The sequence below is a fragment of the Dapis brunnea BLCC-M229 genome (assembly GCF_050015995.1).
Taxonomy (GTDB): Bacteria; Cyanobacteriota; Cyanobacteriia; order Cyanobacteriales; family Microcoleaceae; genus Trichodesmium.
Map to the genome: position 1 here is coordinate 17,006 of NZ_JBNHEP010000155.1, position 20,123 is coordinate 37,128.

Genomic DNA, 20,123 nt, shown 5'->3' on the forward strand with positions numbered 1-20,123 from the left:
TTATTGAATATATTATTTATTAGCACAGGAGTCAGAACTCAGAAGCCAGAAGTCTAGATAGAATTAACCTAATCAGGGTTTGCGCTCAAAAGTCTTATGGGTGAGGGGAGGAGACAACCTACCCCTCACCCCTCCCAGGAGGGGAAGACAGGAGACAGGAGACAAGAGACAGGAGACATGGATAATTTAGAGGAGTTAGTCGAATATTTTATCCCTCAATTTTTCTGCAATTATTCTCCTGTCAACCCTAACTTTCTGGTTGCTCAAGCTGAAAAAGCCAGACTTTTTTGAGTAAAAAAAAGCCTAAAACCTTTAGGAGTCAATGCTTTTATATTTAATCAGCAAGCCCTAATCAAATTTGGCCTAAGTCCTATTAGTACAATTTGTAGTGGCGAATGACTTTCGACCCTACTAGATATAGTGGTTATCCGTAAGTCCTGAATCTGTAAGAGCGCCTTGGAGTAGCTCTATTAAATTCACCAGAAATTCTTGCATTGTTTCTGCCTTGAAGTAATCTGTGTTGTAATCGAAATCAAAATGAAGACGATCGAGTTCAGGAATTACATTTAGGCCCATTGCATATCTTGCGGAGGTTACGGGCTGAGGAATAATCTGAGCTTGTAGATCGACTAAATCAATGGCCATCGTCATATCAAGGTTAAACGTAACTTGGATCTGGTTTTGCTGTTTTTCCTGGGGAAGTTGGCCTAATATTCGAGCAAAGGGCACATTTTGATGCTTGAATGCTTGGCTAAGGGCAGCTTTAGTTCGTTGTACTTGCTGGTTCCAGGTTGAATTCTCATCAGTTTTCAGGTAGATGGGAATGAAATGTGAACAGTAGCCCACCAAATGTTCAGCCAGATGTGTTGGACGGCCACTTACAGAAATTCCAATCATAATAGTATTTTGCTGGCAAAACTGGGTCATCTGGTGAGCATAGGCTCCCAGGAGTGTGTGAAATAGGGTAGCATTCCAGGCCATCGAACGTTGTTTAAGAGCAAGGGTTAAGTCAGATGGTATCTGTATACTAATGCGGGAACCTTGGTAGGTGCGTTGTTTTGGCTCGGAATAATCCAGAGGTAAACGTAAAGGAGATACCGTCCTGAGATGTTCGCTCCAAAATAGTTCGGATGTCTTGAAGGTATCGCTTTGGGTATCTTGGTTATACCATTGCAAATAATCTGTGAATTGTTGAATTGGCGGAATATCTAGACAACCAGAATAAATCTTACTAATTTCCTCCAAAATCGCAACCAGAGACCATCCATCAGAAACTAAATGATGAATACAGATATTAAATGCGTATCTCTCTGGAGAAAGTTTGACAATTGTTGCTCGAACTAAAGGTTCTTGATAAAGATCGAATGGTTGTTGACTTTCTGCTAAAAGCCACTTATTTAGGGCTTCATCTGGAGCATCTTCAGATGAATAATCTAGCAAAGGAATTTCAATATCCAGGACTGGCGTCACAATTTGATGGAATCCATCGCTGCCGATGGATGTCCTCAGAGCATCGTGCCGATGGATAACAGTCTGCAACGCATTCCGTAACCTATCAATAGCTAGTCTTCCCCTCAACTCAAATGTAATTGATTCATTATAGGCAGTCGAACCACGTTTATCCTGGGCAATTTCAACTAGGCGTTGCTGTTCTTCTGTTAGGGGATAAGTGCGTTTTTTTTTTGAGCAACTGGTTTTGGCGACGTTTGTGATGGAAAATATCCAACTGAACGTAGCTCTTCAACGCTTTCTTTAACCACAGTAATAATGCGTTCAATATCTTCTTCAGTATGAGCTGCTGAAAGAAAACAGACCCGACCTTCCCAAACGTAAACCCCTTTGTGAATCAATAGGTAAAACAAGAGATCGATTTCGATAGGAAGGTACAGTTCACTAAACATACTTTGGAACTCAATTCTAAAAATCGACGAAAACCGATCGGCCCGCAGCATGATTCCCTCGGTTTGAAAATAGTGATTCAAGGCTTGAGCAAGTCGCGCTGTAGAATCATTCAATTTTGCTTGTAACGCCCCACCTTGTTCCTTAATATGGAGAAGAACTGCTTTTGCTGCTGACATTGCTAGAGGATGTTTGCAAAAAGTGCCGGCAAAATAAGTAGGTTCCGTTTCGGGATAAGATTCGTCTCCATAGTTCCAAGTACCCCCGTCAATCCGATCCATATACTTAGCTTGTCCGGCTACAACCCCAATTGGCATTCCACCGCCAACTGCTTTTCCGTATGTTGCAATATCGGCTTCAATGCCAAAATATTCCTGAGCACCACCAGGTGCAGCCCGAAATCCCATAATTACTTCATCAAAGATCAGGATAATATCTTCTGAGTGGGTTAGGGCGCGTAGATCGTGCAAAAACTCTTTAGGTGCAAGGTTTAACAGTCGGCTTTGAACAGGTTCTACCAGCACTGCAGCCAGTTCATGGCGATGTTGTCGAATAACCTCTAGACTCTCTGCTTTGCCATAGTCTAGCACAATGACATCTTTGACCATATTGGGTGATGTTCCTGGAAACATGGGTTGACCATAAGGCGTGCCATCGGTTTCTGCGGGAATAGCTAACGTGCCATCAAAGTGACCATGATAAGCCCCTTTAAACTTGACAATTTTATCCTTGCCAGAAGCAGCTCGAGCAATTCGCACTGCGGTCATTACAGCTTCTGTTCCAGAATTACAGAAAGTCACTCGTTCTTTGCTCGTCACCTCAGTGAATAGTTTGGCAACTTCTCCAGCTAATGGTGTTTGGGGACCCATTTGTACGCCATTGCTTAGGGTGTAGCGAACCGGATTCATAATGAAATCTGGATTATGGCCTAGCAGATGAACTCCAAAGCCCATCGTGATATCAATGTATTCATTGCCATCAAGATCCCAAATGTGGGAACCTTCGGCACGCTCTGCAACAATTGGATAGAATATCTCCTTGAGTCGGGGACGAAGCCCTCGAATCGATCGCCGATCTGCCAGGTAATTGCGATAAGCAGCAGCATTTTCTTTCGATCCTTTGGTGCGTTGGCAGTAGGATTGCACCAAATTGTCGATAAATAATTGTTGTTCGGCTGTTGGTGGCTTGCCAGCTTTGCCTTTTGCCCCCCAAAATGAGAATGGAGCGGGTGCCGAGCCATTTTTTTCCGTGGGTTTTGGTTTAGGAGCCTCTACTAGCTTGGGTGGCTCCGTTGCCTGAACGAAGGATTGCTGTTGTTGAGAAGGGGTGGCGACGGGAACCATAGCCACACTAGGTTTTCCCTGGATGGCTTCCAATTGTTTTGTCATTACCAGTAGTTGCTGCTGAATAATGCGCTCCAGGGCTGTTGAGTTGCCGTTTTCAGTTGGTGCAAGAGAAACCATTGCTTCTGGTTGAGTTTCTAGTGTAACAGTCGGTTCAGATTCTTGGGCAGGTTGCTGAGGAGGAACCTTTCCATTGGTTGATGTGGTTGTATGTGGTAGAGAGGCAGTTTGTTGTGATACTTCCTGGCTCAAGAATTCAATAAGTTGTTGCAGGTTGGTTAACTCATCCAGGAATTGGTGGATGGCTAGGGTAATTCCATAATCTTTTTCAATGCGGGCAATGACATTCAACAAGGTGAGTGAATCTAGTCCTAGAGTAAGGAATGATGTTTCACGATCGATGGCATTGCTATCCATTCGCATCATGGTTGCAATCATTTCTGTTATTTTTCGCCCGATCCGATCTGAAATCGCAGATAGTGGAGTTGTGCTAGAGGAATGTGTGGAAATCATAGTTGTTTTTGGCCAGTAAGGTTGACGTTGAAAAGCGTAAGTAGGTAAGGGAATTTTCTGTCGATTTTCATTGATATGAAAGGCATTCCAATCTATTGAAATACCTCTGGTATAGAGGATACCAAGGCTATCTAAAACATCACCATAACCCTTTTGCGATCCTTCTAGAGTTGGAATCCAGGTTAATTCTGGAAATTCTCGTTTTCCCAAACCACAGAGGATTGGCTTGGGTCCAATTTCCAGAAATAGCTCTAGTCCAGAATCTACAATACTTTTTAATCCATCATAAAAGCGAACAGTTCCTCGAATATGGTCTGTCCAATAAGTGGCATCTAGGGCTAGATCTGCATCCCAAATATTACCGGTTAAGTTAGAAATGAAGGGGATTTGGGGTTGATGGAAGTCAAACTGAGAGGCAAATCGTTCAAATGTGTCGAGCATGGGTTCCATCAGTGAGGAATGAAACCCGTGGGAGACGACTAATTCTCTGTAATTAACATTCCCTGCTTCTAAACGCTGGATAATTTGTGTTAAGGATTCCTGTTTACCTGAAATCACCAGAGATTTTTGCCCATTAATTGCAGCAATGGAAACATCTGTGTAATCCCGTATATAATCCATAACCACATCTTGGGGGGCAAAAATGCTAATCATGCTCCCCGACTCTGGAAGTTCTTGCATCAGACGTCCACGTTCAGCAACTAATATCAACCCTTCTTCTAACTCGAAAACTCCAGCTACCCAGGCAGCGACAAATTCACCTACGCTATGACCCATCACCATGCTAGGTTGAATACCCCAAGACAAGAATAATGCAGCTATTCCACATTCTAGAGCATAGAGTCCTGGTTGAGCAAACTCAGTTTTGTTAAGGGAGGTGTCTCCATCTTTGGCGAACACAATATCCAGCAGAGAGCGTCCGCGATGACCTAAAAATGCTGCTTCACAACGCTTTAGTATATCCTTAAATACAGGTTCGGTTTCATACAATTTGCGACCCATACCGGCAAATTGTGAACCTTGTCCTGTAAACAGGAATGCCAGTTTACCAGAAGCAGGAATGCTCGAAAGTAGGACGGGGTTACGCTTCAATTCCCGAATCATCTCGCTAAGATCGGCTGCAACATAAGCCGCTCGAACATTAAAGTCTTGGCGACCTATATGGGTGGTGTATGCAGCATCAGGTAGGGAGATATGGGGATGGGTTTGCCAGAAGTGAGTATACTTAGCAGCAAGTTCGACAACGGCATCCTCAGATTTCCCAGAAAGAGTTAGTAATACTCTAGGTCTGCTACTAGGTCGAGTTTTCGCCTCAACCGTTGGCGCTTCAGCCACGATGGCGTGGGCATTAGTCCCACCAATACCAAAGGCAGAAACACCGGCAATACGGGGATTGCCATTGGTCATCCAAGGACTAAATTTGGTGTTGACAAAGAAAGGACTCTGTTCAAAATCAATTGCCGGGTTGGGAGATTGGAAGTGGAGACTCGGTGGAATTTGTTGTTTTTCCAAAGCCAGAACTGTTTTAATTAATCCGGCAACACCAGCGGCTGAAATCAGGTGTCCAATATTGCTCTTGACCGAGCCGATGGCACAATAACCAGACCGTTCGGTCTGAGTCCGAAATGCTTGGGTAAGTGCTCTAATTTCAATTGGATCTCCCATCTCCGTTGCCGTTCCGTGGGCTTCCACATAGGAAATAGAGTCTGATGAAACTCCAGCGACTTTCATAGCATCAGCGATTACAGCAGCCTGTCCCTGTACTGATGGGGCAGTAAACCCAACTTTCTCGGCACCATCATTATTAATTGCCGATCCTTTGACAACAGCTCGAATTGGATCGCCATCTTCTAATGCTTGACTCAAACGTTTGAGGACGACTACGCCCACTCCGCTTCCGAAAGTGGTGCCTTTAGCGTTGGCATCAAAGGGGCGACAATGGCCATCCGGAGAGAAAATCATGCCTTCCTGGTAGAGATAACCAACCTGGTCAGGATGAACGATGGAAGTCCCGCCTACTAAGGCTATATCGCAATCGCCGTTGCGGATACTTTGACACGCTAGGTGCAGGGCAACCAGGGATGTAGAACAGGCGGTTTGGACGTTGATACTAGGACCATTCAGGTTTAATTGGTAAGAGACTCTGGTTGGTAGGTAGTCCTTATCGTTGCCAAGCATGACTTGAAAGTTGTCTACTGATGAAAAGAAGTCGCCCCTATGGGATAAGACCTGATGCAAGTAAGAGCTAATTGCGGCTCCGGCAAATAGACCTATGGTTGCTGTGGTTTGGGAAGGAATGGTGCCAGCACTTTCGAGGGCTTCCCAAGCACATTCCAAGAATAGGCGTTGTTGTGGGTCTATGACTTCGGCTTCAAATGCGGGAATGCCAAAGAAATTAGCATCAAAATTCTGGATATCTTTGAGAATTGGGTTGGCTTTGATGTAATTTGGATTGCTTAATAATTCTCGATCGACACCACTTTCTAGTAACTCTTCATCTGTAAAGAATGTAATAGACTCGACCCCTGTTTGCAAGTTTTGCCAAAATGTTTCTGGATTATCTGCACCAGGAAATCGGCAGCTAAGTCCAATGAGAGCAATATCTGTTTCGGCAACCTGTGCTGTCAGCAGAGGGTTAGTAGATTTGTTGTTTATTGCTTTTCCAGAATCTCGGTGGGTTTGTTTCGGGAAATCTGCTTCAGAATCCTTTTGAATTTGATTTGTTTCCTCAGAGAGATTTGAATTTTTTCGATCTCGTAAATATCTGGCTTGCGCTTGAATTGTTGGGTATTCAAAGAGATCGACTCGATCGATGATGATATTAGAGCTTTCAAAGCGATCTTGAATTTTGCCATGGAGTAGGGTTAAAAGAATAGAACTTCCCCCTAGCTCAAAGAAGTTATCTGTGATTCCTACATCTTCAATTTGTAGAGTTTCAGCCCAAATCTCCACGAGAAGACGTTCTTCATCTGTTTTGGGTGGTTGAAAACGGTTGGTGAGTACAGGGCGTTTGATATCTGGTTCCGGAAGTTGTTTGCGGTCTATTTTGCCATTGAGAGTTTGCGGAAAGGAGTCTAGAAATACAAATGCTTTGGGAATCATATAGTCGGGTAAAAATTCCCGTAGATGGTTCCGCAAACGAGGCTCTAGTTGTCGCCCTAAACTCAGTAATATCGGACAATTAGCTATTTTCTTGACCGAAGATACTGAGTTTGGTTCTGGAAAAATCGGAACTGCCTGGTTATCCTTGAGAAAAACCACATCAAATACACCGTTTTCATCACTATTTGCCCAACTAACGTAAACGCGATAGTTGTATGTTTCACCTAAATCGAAACAATCTGCTGGTTTAATGGCACGATCGCTGTCTGGAACAATTAGGGAATTTTGAACCGCTGCTAAAGCTAGAACTGTTGCTTGCTGCTGAAGTATCTGTGTTAAGAGAGTTTTAGTCCAGTTTTCTTGCTGCCAATGTTTCCACTCAACGGTCTGAGTTGAACGGGAATTCATTGAAATAATTACATCATAGCGATAGCAGGTAAATTCGTTTTCAAAGTGCCCCGCTTTTGGCAGGATCTGGACTTCAGAAATGGCGGGAATTGCTTTTTTCAAAGCTAAAAACCATTCCGGACTAATTACCAACTCTTCTTCTTTGCTCATGGACTGCTGGATTTGTTTGTCGCTAACCGTTTCCGATGTCGCCGTTGCCAACAGTCGTTTGTGAAAGTGATTCAAGAGCAGAAGGTTACGAACATCCCCAATAAAAATAGAGCCATGAGTAGAAAGCAATGTAATTAACTGTTTAATGACATTTTCCAGGTAATCAATACTTGGAAAATATTGCACCACTGAATTTATGATTATGACATCAAAAGTTCCAGACTCCAGATTTGGTAGATTGTGGGCAGAACGATGATGTAATTCTACCTTGGAGGATAACTCCGAGTCCCGATCTAGCTGTTTTCGGATATAGGATAATGCTGCCGGAGAAATATCGGTTCCCACATAACGTCTAATGTTTTCGGCAAGACCAAAAAGCAGGATGCCAGTTCCACAGCCAACTTCTAAGACATGGGTGGGATTCAGCGCTCGAATGCGCTTTAGAGTGTTTTGACCCCATTCCCGCATTTCTACTTCAGGCATCGGTTTGCCAGTGAAACTATTGTTGTAGCCACTGTAATTAAAGGTAGGATCGTAAACTGCCGATTCATCGCTGTGTGCGTTAGTCCAAACCTGTTCCCAAAGTCCAACCATGTCGGGTGTAGCGTTTAATTTAGGAACTATGTATGCAACCAATCTGGAGTCATCTGAACTATAGGATTTCACCGTAACCAGGGATTGTTGTATCCCTTCATATTCGTCAATGTGGGCTTCAATTTCACCCGTTTCAATGCGAAATCCATTTACCTTCACTTGATGATCGATGCGACCTAGGAAATGTAATTTTCCAGACTCATCAATACGACCCATATCACCAGTACGATAAATGCGTTCCCCTGCAATTTGCGAATCCACAAATTTTTCCGCATTCAACTGGGGGCGGTCTTTATAACCCAAGGCTAAACCTTTGCCACCAATACCAATCTCGTTATTATCCAGAATGTAGATGCGAGTGTTGTGAATGGGTGTTCCAATTGATATTTGAGTATCTGTAACCCTAGCCAGGGTTGACCAAATTGTGGTTTCAGTTGGACCATACATATTCCAAATTCCCCCACATTTGTCAATCATTCGTTTGGCTAATGCTGGTGGAAATGCTTCTCCTCCAACTAAGACTTTTAGAGTAGGATGTCCTTGCCACCCGACATTGAGCATCATTTGCCAGGTTGTCGGTGTTGCCTGCATAATCGATATCTCACCACTTTCGGTAAGTTGATTGAGAATTTTGCCATTCCGTGCTTCCTTGCGCATTAGCAAGCGAATACTCGCACCAGTAATTAACGGGAGATAGATTTCCAGACCAGATATATCAAAGGAAATGGTGGTAACAGCAAGTAAGCGATCGCTAGCCTTAATCCCTGGTGAAATCTGCATAGATAGTAAGAAGTTCACCAAAGCGCTATGAGGTACCATCACCCCTTTTGGGTTCCCAGTGGAGCCAGATGTATAGATTAGATAAACGGGAGCTTCTGGTAAGGGCGTTACCTCTGGGGAATCAATTGGTAGTGTAGTAAGTTGTTCATATAATGTATCTAACTTTAGAACTTCCACATTAAGCGTTGGAATCGCGGAGACCAACTTTGTGGTTGATACAATATACTCAATCCCAGCATCACTTATCATAAATTTCAACCTTTCTGCTGGAAAGCTTGGATCTAGGGGAACATAAGTAGCTCCAGATTTCATAATACCTAGTAATCCAATCGCCATTTCCAAACTGCGATCTATGCAAATTCCAACGAATTTACCACGCCCCAATCCTCTAGATTGCAAGAAATGGGCTAGTTGATTCGATCGTACTCTCAATTCCGAATAGCTTAGTCGATTGTCACCCTGACACAAAGCTGTGGCGTGAGGATTAAGTTCAGCTTGCCGATCGATTAGCTGTGAAGTGCTGTTATTGTTCTCAGGAATAAATGGACCTGAAAGATAAGGGATATCAGTCTTTTTCAAGTTAGATGCAAATCTAGACATGGGTTAGTTATTTAAAAATTCTTGAGAATCTATGCAATTATTGAGTAACTTGATAGGCAAGGTAATAGACGAGGATGTTCTGGGCATATTCTGAATGTCCAGGAAGGTAAGCCATTGGCTGAGAAATGTATTTTTGCTGCCATAATCCTTGGGATTCCATAGTATTATATTCTTTTGCGTGACCCCCATCTTCAAATAAATCAACCCGTTGTGAAAATATCACCCATCCCCCTGGACGGGTTACACGGCAAAATTCCAGTAAAGGGAAGTGATTTGGAAAATAGGTGAGCACTCCAATACAGTAGGTGGCATCAAAAGTGTTGTCTGGCCATGAAAGCGGTTCTTGCAGGTTGGCTTTAACCAGTTCGCGATATACCTGGCGCTGAGTCGCCTTATCGAGGGATTTTTGGGAAATATCAACACCCATGATATTAGTAAACCCCTGATTATACAGAGATTCTCCAGTAAGTCCTGTACCACAACCAGCATCTAAAATCAAGTCTTCAAGTGAGAAAAACTGTTTGGCTAACTCAACACCAATTCGGGGACCATCATACGCCCATTTCTTGATCAGATCGTCGTAATCATCTGCTAAAAAGTCATAATCGGCCTCTACTTTCGAGGCATTTACAGGAGGAGTATGTGCCCAATTAGAACTAATACTTTGGGTATCTTGACTCATAGTTTTATAGATTTAGGTTAATTTTGAACAAGCCGTAAGTGATATAACAGTCGAAGCAAAAGGCGTGGATAGCTCAAAAGCTGAAAACTTATACCGCTTCACTGAATTGAGAATTGAGAAAGCCAGATTTGATAGGCTAAAAACTTTTATCAAACAACAGTTTCAGGCAATTATTTGACATTGAAAGTTTGAAACTATTTGTGACCAAAAAATAAGGTCTCAAGCCTCCCCTTTCAAGGGGATGAAAAAAACAGGTTCAATATTTCAAGCCTCTGACTTTCCTGCGGAATGCTTCGCAAACAGGCAGAGGTACTGATAACTGATAACTGAAATGACATCCTTAAAGTGAATTGGTATTAGACAACGCAAGATTTTTCCTTCTTCCTTCTGCTATACCTAAAATTAGATCGGGACTTACGCAAAATAAATTACACACTATCTGTAAGGGCGAACGGCTGTTCGCCTATATATAGTGATTCTGCGTAAGCTCTGTAGATATCACTTAGTGGGACTTAGACATTTTTTGGCATAAAAACTGCTTCAAAGTCAGTCTAGACAAGGGAATTACGTCAAAACCCTAAAAATGGCTGAAACCCGTGCTTATAAACGAGTTATATCTTTTCGACGTAAAAGCCTCTCCCTATCTATCTTTAAGGCTATTTTCTACTGCTATTTTGTTTAAGTCCCGTTAGATATTATTGTTGTGTAGATATTTCGGTTAGTCTATATAGCTATGGTTTTTTTGGGCATGACTAATTACATGAGTGTTCGTATCATACACCCACTTTATTATTTTCTATAGACCATAAGTTGTATGTTTAATAATTGTTTAACATAATCAGGACTTACGCAAATTATTAAATAATACGCTATCTATAGAACCCCTAAACGGATCTATTTAGAGATGGGGAGACGCGGGGACAAGGGGATGGGGAGATGGGAAGATTCGGAGATGGGGTCCTATCTACCTTTTTCCCCTATTCTATTTCTCTGATATCATGTCCGTAAAGAGGGAGTAGGGGGAAAGAATTAATTTATGGTTCTTAATTTTTACCTTTCCCCTATTGACATCCTCCCGACGTTGCGCTGACGCGACAACGCGGGATTCTCTAACATCACTGATAGGGGCTTTCTGCTTAAGTACGCACCTGCCTCCGAGGCCGAACCTCTTTCTGGTCTTACGGTCGCTCCACAGACTGAAACTGCTAGCCCAGCAGCTTAGTTTGACTTACCATAGCACACTATTGTAAAAACCGCAATATTGATTGGTTTTCCCATCTCTCAGCTCCCCTGCGGGAGAGCGCGGGTCTTCAACCAACGTTGAGATAAAAAATCAAATCATACACTATCAGCTAAGCCAGGAGTGAGTAAAATCAAAAGTTTGGATTGAAGCGATCGCAAAGTTTCTAGCCCCACTGATACATTTGTTAATATTTCTCCGACTGTGGGTTGAGATTGGCTGTTTGTCCCATTATCACAAGCTTGCAAAAATTCATATTCTTCTGTTGACAAATTTACCAATTTATAGTCACCATCAAATATATTTTCACTCGGCCATCCCTGGATACAAGGACTTAATTCAGGTATTGCTGCGCTGAGAAAGCGATCATCAGACCAATCAACTTTCTTTAGAGGTGGTCTTCCTAAGAAAAATTCGTAATGGCTAATTTGAGGGTCTAATAACTCAATCAAACGATAACGTTCTTGGTCATTTAAATCAATTACTCTGTCTATCAATTCAGGAGATTTTCCTAGAAGTCGTTTTATATCCCAGTATTCCGAATTGGAAAATCCGAGAAACTCTAAACCAGATGCTTGTATTAACTCAAACAGGGTATCTATATTGTAGTCAATCTCCTGGGGATGGACATACATATCGGCAAAACACTCGTCTCGTTGATTTTCAAAAGACCATCTTTCCTTTTCATATTTGACAAGACGGTTATTCTCTGGTAGAGAGGCAAAAACTTGACGTCCGATTTTTACTCCATCTTTATAGTTGCCACGTTCATTACCTTGAAGGATAGCGATCGCCTGCTGCATCAAACTAATTTCCCAACGCCCCAACTCTGCATAGACAAAAATGTGCATAATTCCACCAGGGGCTAACTTCAAAGCTAGATTTTGTATACCTCGAATTGGGTCAGGTAAATGGTGCAGTACCCCTACACAATTAATAAAGTCAAATTCTCCCTCTAGTTGGCCAACATCATATATGCTGAGATGATGAAATTCTACTCGCGAAGCTCCCGAACGGCTACACCTTTCCTTTGCTACTTGTAGGGCGCCACTACTTAAATCTATTCCGACTACAGATGCTTGAGAGTTGAGGTGGACCAAATAATCTGTACTAGAACCTGTACCACACCCTGCATCTAAAATTCTAATATTTTGCTTTTCGGGTTTTTGACCAGTGCAAAAACTATAAGCTACTGGCCAACTCCAGCGCCAGTTGTATCCAGGAGGTGCTTCATCTACTAAAGGGTCTGGAGGAAATGGAAAAGTATCATAGAGTCCCTCAACGGCAGAACTAATATCAAGTTTATCTTTCATCTTGTTTTGGGTTTAATAGTTGCAAATAATATTTGCTCAAAATTATAGTGCTATATTTGTAATTCTTTAAATGTAAATGGATAAATTGGCAAGTTATTGTTAGTGTTGCTGTGTTAATTTTGAAAAAGGTTATTACAAAGATACAATAATTATGTCAATTTTTAATATCAAGTTATATAGCAATCCTATTTCAGTTGTAATATTTTGGTGGTAGTTAGGATTCAGGATTCATGAGTCATAATTTTCAAGGTTTTCCGTTAAAATTAACTATTCTTAAAAATTTTCACAAATCATTTAGGATTGCTATAGGTACTATGAGAAATTCTTTCTCGCCTTTAGTACAAGACAGGAAAAAAACTCAAAGTTAAAGTATAGAAACTATTGTGAACAAGTTGAAAAATGCAGATTTATTTATTCCTGATGATCAAAGAGATTCTGAACAGTAGGATTCTCGTAAACAATCTCTATTTATAGAATTTTTACTGAATAATCTTACAATACCAGCTTTCTTTTTTTGTGAAGGTGAAGACTTGAGTTATGAGGTAGTCGATGCTCAACAACGTCTTAGCACTATTTGGAAATTTTATAAAGATTATTTGACTATGAGTGCCAATGATAAGGTTTTTTATATAGCACCTTAATCAATCTTATATAGTGGTCATTTCAGTTATCAGTTATCAGTACCGACCGCTGAACCAGGAGGCTTGAAAATAAGGAATATTCTTTTTTTATCCCCTAAAGGAGGAAGCTTGAAATTCAATTTTTTTCGGTCAACAGATAATGCTTTAGATATTTACTGTGCACAACTTAAATACCAAGACTTAAATAAAAATGACACATTATTTGTTTCATCTTTCGATGAGATTCAAAATCCCTACTTTAAAGAATTTGCTAAATGGATAGAGATGATTTTAAGTAGAAAATCACTAGGAATTGCTGTTAATAAATATAAACAGTTAGCTTTGTTTATTGCTGGAGCAGTTGAGTTATTTATATCATATCAAATCCGTTTAATTCGGTATAAAAAAATGTTCTATCTTCAACCATTACCAAATATTTCTTCATCTCTGCGTCTCTCTACCTCCCCACACTCCCCATACTCCCCACCCTCTTTATCTAATTACACCAATGCTACCGGATTTGATATCACCAGAAGAATTATCTGATGAACAATGGAATTTAACTGGGAATTTTATCAGAAGTTCTAGAAAAGTTGTTCATTAATGGATAATGGATAATTGATAATTGATAATTACAAGAAGGTTAAAACCGTTCGGGAATTGAATATAAGGAAATTCAAGAGCATTTTTTTTCCCCTTGAAAGGGTCGGCAAAGAAAGCTGAATTATTTAATTAATAATTATTAATTATTAATGATTCGGTAAAGAATTATTAGGTGGCGATAATTATCGAGAACCAAAGGGGCTATGGAGTGGAAAAAGTGGGCAATTTCAACAGTGCGATACAACGGTTGAAATTGTTATAAATATTTTTAAAAAGTAGAATTTTTATGAGAGAAATTCCTGAAGGTTTAAAGCTATGTAATCCAAAGGCAATAAATTTTCCTATTAGTTGGAAATAAGCTTATTTCGTAAGCATTCAGCGGTCAGCTATTAGCTAGCCTTCTGCGGAGGAACTTCGTTAACAGCTTTATTACTTTTTTATTACTTTTAAGGGAGGAAAAAGTAATTGAGATATTTCAAAGAATTAAAAGTTACTGTAAAAGTCCATTAGTCAACCTTAATAGTTTATCGAATCACATAGTTCATTTTCATTGCTGATAGCTGACCGCTAATAGCTGAATGCTTACCTTATTTCAGATTACATTTTAATTCATAATTATCAGGATATATTTGCCAGATTTGCAAAAGGTGATAAAGGTTTCAAAGAACTGAACGCTGACCATATTTACCCTGTTAGGAAAGGTGGTTTAACAACTTGGAATAATCTACAACTTTTTTGTATTTATTTTAATAGTAAAAAAAAGTAACAAGTTAAAGTAGCAAAAGTTATACATATTTAAGTTTTAAGCATTATGTAGCAATATGAAATAACTCACAAAAAAAATAGATAAAAAATCTGAAACTATTACCCCTGTTGCCTATTACTTGTCACCTAATTCCAATAGTTTTTTCACAACTGTGGGGAAGGCTGCTATATCATATAGCGTTTTTGTGTAAGTCCGATCAAAAGAAATATTAGTCAGTGTATGCAATATAGACTTCTGTCTTATAAATTAAGACTTTTGATTAAAGCTCTTATGGCCTAATATTCCTATCACCAAGCCCTACTTAACAAAATTTATTATTTTTTCTAAGATAAAAGACCATAAATCTATAAAATAAAATTTTGTAAGCTTTTTTAATAACAGCAAGGAGTTAGCTTAAAACATTTTACCTTGAATATAGATAAGTAAAAGCTAGAAAGTAAAAATAGCTAAAATACCTACTTTCTTGAGCCTTAATATTTCTATCAAATTACTGTTACAAAAACCTAAATTTAATAGTAATAGTAAAGCAATGATACCAATAAATGAGGCATCTTGGGCGAGGCAATATCTAAATATCAAACTCAACCTAGTTGTGAAAAACGTTCTAGCATCATACCTATCAAAAAAAGGTATAAATTGAAAATGCTAATGCAGAAAATATCAAAATCAAAAATTTGATGTCAACCTACAGTATTTTAACTGTAGAATTTCAGCCAATATGGTGTTATTTAAAGGGTATTGTGGGAAACATATAAACCTTATTTAGGTACATAAAACCCCCTAAATAACCCATAAACTCTGGAATAGTACAGGACTGGAGTATAAATAAAGTTGGCTGTAAAAGTATTAAAACCAAATAAATGATAAACTATTTATTGGATTTTAATATCAGCTTTTGTGGCAGAAAATTTCTTAAGGGAAACCTTAAGAAATTCACCTATTTCCTATAAGGAATGGGTGTTTGAAATATCATAAAAATTCAAGTTAAACAGTCTGAATAGAAGCTGTAAAAACTTAAAATAGGGAGCGACAAAAATAGAATGACTGTCAAAGCAAGTGGTGGAAGTTCAGTAGCACGTCCGCAACTATATCAAACCGTACCAGCATCAACTATTTCTCAAGCGGAACAACAAGACCGCTTTCTGGAAAAAGGTGAACTAGATGAACTGACAACCTTTTTCAGTTCCGGAGCCAAACGTTTAGAAATTGCTCAGATACTGACTAATAATTCAGAAAGAATTGTTTCTTCTGCCGCCAATACTATTTTTACTGGTGGTTCTCCTATGGCCTTCTTGGAAAAGCCAGATGAACCAGAAATGGCCATGAGTGCTGTTGGCGCTACAACAACTTCAGTTTCTGAAGGCATGAAACTAGGTACTGTTACTTATGTAGAGGACAAGGGTAAAAGTAACCTATTTCAAGGTGTGCGGTCGCTGTTCACTAATTTAGGTGCGGGTAGTGCTGGCCCTATACCTGCTGGCTTCCGACCAATTCCTGTGTCTAAGTATGGCCCCGCTAATATGACCAAATCCTTGCGGGACTTATCCTGGTTCTTACGCTACACTACTTATGCTATTGTGGCCGGAGATCCTAATATTCTCTCAGTCAACGTTCGTGGCTTAAGAGAAATCATTGAGAATGCTTGTTCCACTGCAGCTACTATTGTAGCTCTCCAACAGATGCGACAAGCTTCAATTAAATATTTTCAAGATCCGGAAGCAAAGAACATAGTTGCCCAATACTTTGATGTGGTTTTGACTGAATTTCGTGGGTCAACACCTTCTAATAAGCAACGCCAGGGTCAAAGTTCAGATCAACAAGGGCTAGAATTACCACAAATTTACTTCAATGCTGCGGAAAAGCGACAAAAATTTGTAATGAAGCCTGGTCTATCTAACTTTGAAAAACAGGATGTCATTAAAGCAGCTTATCGCCAGTTATTTGAACGGGACATTACCAGAGCTTACAGCTTGAATATTTCTTATCTGGAATCTCAGGCCAAAAACTGCGAAATCTCCATGAAGGAGTTTATCCGTCGTTTAGGTAAATCTCCTCTGTACCGGAAAGAGTTCTATGAAGGATTTGTCAATAGCCGTGTAGTGGAACTGGCAAGTCGTCACTTCTTGGGTCGGGGTTTAAGTTCACCAGAAGAGTTTAGCAAATACTTTAACATTGTTACTAAAGGTGGTTTGTCCGCTTTGGTAGATGCAATTGTGGACTCTCAAGAATACTCCGATTATTTTGGGGAGGAGACAGTACCATATCTGCGTGGTTTAGGTCAAGAGGCTCAGGAATGTCGGAACTGGGGAGTACAACTTGACTTATTTAACTACAGTGCCCCTTTCCGGAAAGTACCTCAGTTTGTTACTTTATTTGCTGATTATAATCAGCCGTTGCCAGACCAGCACGTTTATGGTCAGGGTAATGACCCATTAGAAATTCAGTTTGGGGCAATCTTCCCGAAAGAAACTCGCAACCCCAAAAACCGTCCTGCACCTTTTGGTAAAGATACTCGTCGGATTTTAATTCGTCAGGGTGCTGGTATTGATAGCCAAATTAGTAACCCTGGTGCAAGAGCTAAAAATCCTGGTTCTCTTGGCCCGAAGGTCTTCAAGCTAGATCAACTGCCTGGAGGTTATGTTGGTAGTGGTTTCAGTAACTCTGGTGGTAGCAACGGTGCTAGCATTAAGTTCTCTGAAAGTTCTACTCAAAAGATTATCGCAGCAGCTTATCGCCAGGTATTTGGTCGGGATGTTTACGATAGTCAACGCCTGAACAGTGCTGAAAACAAACTTGAAAACGGTGACATTACTGTTCGCGAGTTTATTCGTACTTTGGCGAAGTCTGATGCTTTCCGCAATACTTACTGGAGTTCCTTATATGTATGTAAGGCAGTTGAGTACATTCATCGGCGGTTATTAGGTCGTCCGACTTATGGACGTAAGGAAATTAATTCTTACTTTGATATTTGTGCTAAGAAAGGTTTCTATGCTCTAGTTGATGCCATTATCGATAGTCAAGAATATAACGAAGCTTTTGGCGAAGATACTATTCCTTACGAACGCTACTTAACTCCTGCTGGTTTGTCTTTGCGAAATACAAGGGTAGGTAGTATTGGCGATAAAAATCTGCAAGTTGAGAAGGAAGTTACACCAAGATTTGTTGAGTTGGGAACTCCTGTGGAAGTTCGCAGCGAACCTGATGTTGAGTTCCGAGTTATTCAAGGTGTTAACAAGCAACGGGAGCAGTCTAAGGTATTTAAATTGACAAGTACCGAAGATAAGCAACAGTTGAAACTGCTTGTTGCTGCTGCTTACCGTCAGATTTTTGAGCGGGATATCGATCCTTATGTCGTTAAGACTGAGTTCTCTTCTCTGGAAAGTAAGTTAGGAAATAATGAAATAAACCTCAAGGAATTCATTGAGGGATTAGGTTGTTCTCAACTTTATGTTAAGGAGTTCTACACACCCTATCCTAATACTAAGGTGATTGAACTTGGTACTAAGCATTTCTTAGGTCGCGCTCCTCGCAATCAAGTTGAGATTCGTAAGTATAATCAGATTCTGGCAACTTCAGGTATTAAGGGTTTTATCGGCGCTATGGTAAATAGTGTTGAATACATTGAGATGTTTGGGGAGGATACTGTTCCTTATCGTCGTTTCCCAACTCTCCCTGCTGCTAACTTCCCGAATACTGAAAGGCTGTATAATCAGTTGACTAAGCAGAATGAGGATTTAGTTATACCTAGTTTTGAGCCGGTAGCTACAATAGATCGCAGTTAGGCCATTAGTTATTTTTGACTTTTAATTGCTATTGTTCCCCTGTTATAGATTTTTATAGCAGGGGAGTTTTATAGCAACTCAAAAGTCAACAGTCAAAAGTCAAAAATTAGAAGGAGCGAAATCAGAAGTAATAATTGAGTAAGTTTGAGTATTTATAAATGTCCTAACCTATTTGTGTGCTGCTATATATAGCCTATCTGCTAGATGCTACAAAACCAGCAACAATACCTAGAACAAGGGCAATCACTAGAAAAACTAAGGCAATAATTAACAACCAATATTGTAGTCGGTATAATTTTCGCAGTTCACCTAAAGCTCCCATCAGGTTAACAATATCATTTCCTTCAGTATCAACAATAAGTTTAAAAGAAGAAGCAGCTTTCAAAGTCCAAACACCAATAAGTATATCAACAACTGCCTGGATGATAACACCTGGGTTTAAACCCAACAAACCAATGATGACGGCGAGAATTCCTCCAGCAATTAGAAAGTAGCTGACAAAGCGCATTTTATTGGACAAGTCGAGAATTAGTTCGTTTTGAGAACCATCGAATTCGTACTGTTTATCTTCCATTTTTTCTCCTTGGAGTAATTAAAGCTTATTGACATACTCCCGACGCTGCTCTACGAGACAGGGTGGGACTTTCCGCCGGGAAAGTTAAATTTAAGTCAATTTAATTATGCAACATTGTCACATACTTTGATATTAAAAATTTTTGTTTGTAGTTGCGCTTTAGCGCTCCTATATCTAGGTCATATCAAATCCGGTAGTATCGGTACAATTCATGCATAGTTGGGGTTTTAGTTGAGCGATCGAACCCTACTTGGAGTTTTTACTAATAGACCTCTCCAAAAATCAAAAGTAAAATCAATTATCATCCTTTTGTTATCAATTATTTCTCCGTGTTTCCTGTTCCCTTTTTTCTGGAGATGTCTAATACTGATGGTAGGATCTCCCAACTCATTTGAGTTTTATTATGCTATCGTGTCAAATTATTTATCGGCATCTTTTAAGCTTATTAGTAAACCAGCTATACTAGATGTCATATAAAGATCAAACTAAGCTTGTATTTATGGAAGGGTTGAAAATAGTAGCGATCGCTTCTGAACGCCAAAAGTTATACCAATTCACTTCTTTCAAACTTTAGATGTAAAATTATTTCCTGAAATTACTTTAACCTCAGAGTTTTGAGCCGATAGAATATTACTTTTGACTTTTGTACGGGTGCGTACTGACTTTTGACTTCCGTGAAATGGTTAACCTCTGGGAAACAGACCTCACGATTTTAATCGCCTGTCAAAGCGGGTTAGGAGACGTGCAAACGGCAGAAGGAAGTAGGAGAGTGTGGGGATATGGGGAGATTGAAGTATAAATATGCTGGTGCATTGTCATTATGTTTGTTAGGAGGCGCGACAGTGGGAGCATATTACTCCCGTACCTCGTATTTTTTGACTACTTTGCTGGCATTGTTAGTACGCGCCAGACAATAAAACCTGCAAATAAAACATAACCTGCAACTCCTACCCAGTCTTGCCAACTTCCAGATAATTGACTTTCCATAATTTAATTTCCTATCGGTTTTTTCTTAGATTATAATGATTTTTCCTAAAAAAACAAGAAACTAATATTATCAGAACTTATATCAAGTAACATTAATTAAGCGCAGTATAGGGACGTTGCATGCAACTTCCCTACAAGGTTGGGGAAAGATTGTTTATCTCAACGTT

8 protein-coding genes are annotated in these 20,123 nt (G+C 40.0%); 3 read left to right on the forward strand and 5 right to left on the reverse strand.

The features are described 5' to 3' along the window. Positions 1-411: 411 nt before the first annotated feature. The 4 genes from ACP6PM_RS18460 to ACP6PM_RS18475 form a co-directional block, all read right to left on the reverse strand. A complete protein-coding gene (locus tag ACP6PM_RS18460) occupies positions 412-1,722 on the reverse strand; it encodes a condensation domain-containing protein (RefSeq protein ID WP_426587168.1) in 1,311 nt (436 codons plus the stop codon). Further along, entirely contained in the window at positions 1,659-9,389 is a 7,731-nt protein-coding gene (locus tag ACP6PM_RS18465; RefSeq protein WP_426587143.1) for an amino acid adenylation domain-containing protein, read from the reverse strand. Before ACP6PM_RS18465 ends, ACP6PM_RS18460 begins: the two co-directional genes overlap by 64 nt. A 37-nt stretch (positions 9,390-9,426) precedes the next feature. Next, positions 9,427-10,071, reverse strand: a complete 645-nt coding sequence (locus tag ACP6PM_RS18470; protein WP_426587145.1) for a class I SAM-dependent DNA methyltransferase — start codon at positions 10,069-10,071, stop codon at positions 9,427-9,429. Between the two features lie 1,338 nt (positions 10,072-11,409). After that, positions 11,410-12,624, reverse strand: coding sequence for a class I SAM-dependent methyltransferase (locus ACP6PM_RS18475; RefSeq protein WP_426587147.1), 1,215 nt, complete (start codon positions 12,622-12,624; stop codon positions 11,410-11,412). A 749-nt stretch (positions 12,625-13,373) separates the two neighbouring features. On the opposite strand from ACP6PM_RS18475, the gene ACP6PM_RS18480 reads away from it, so the two are divergent. From ACP6PM_RS18480 to ACP6PM_RS18490, 3 genes are all read left to right on the forward strand, one after another. Further along, positions 13,374-13,790 carry a hypothetical protein gene (locus ACP6PM_RS18480; RefSeq protein WP_426587149.1) on the forward strand — a complete coding sequence of 139 codons (417 nt, stop codon included), beginning with the start codon at positions 13,374-13,376 and terminating at the stop codon, positions 13,788-13,790. Between the two features lie 682 nt (positions 13,791-14,472). After that, positions 14,473-14,613, forward strand: a complete 141-nt coding sequence (locus ACP6PM_RS18485) for an HNH endonuclease (RefSeq protein ID WP_426587170.1) — start codon at positions 14,473-14,475, stop codon at positions 14,611-14,613. Positions 14,614-15,653: 1,040 nt separating this feature from the next. Continuing rightward, positions 15,654-18,395, forward strand: coding sequence for a phycobilisome rod-core linker polypeptide (locus ACP6PM_RS18490; RefSeq protein ID WP_426587151.1), 2,742 nt, complete (start codon positions 15,654-15,656; stop codon positions 18,393-18,395). A 193-nt stretch (positions 18,396-18,588) separates the two neighbouring features. Here ACP6PM_RS18490 and ACP6PM_RS18495 read toward each other — a convergent pair whose 3' ends face one another. Next, complete coding sequence (locus ACP6PM_RS18495) at positions 18,589-18,969, reverse strand: hypothetical protein (RefSeq protein WP_426587152.1); 381 nt, start codon at positions 18,967-18,969, stop codon at positions 18,589-18,591. Between the last annotated feature and the right edge of the window lie 1,154 nt (positions 18,970-20,123).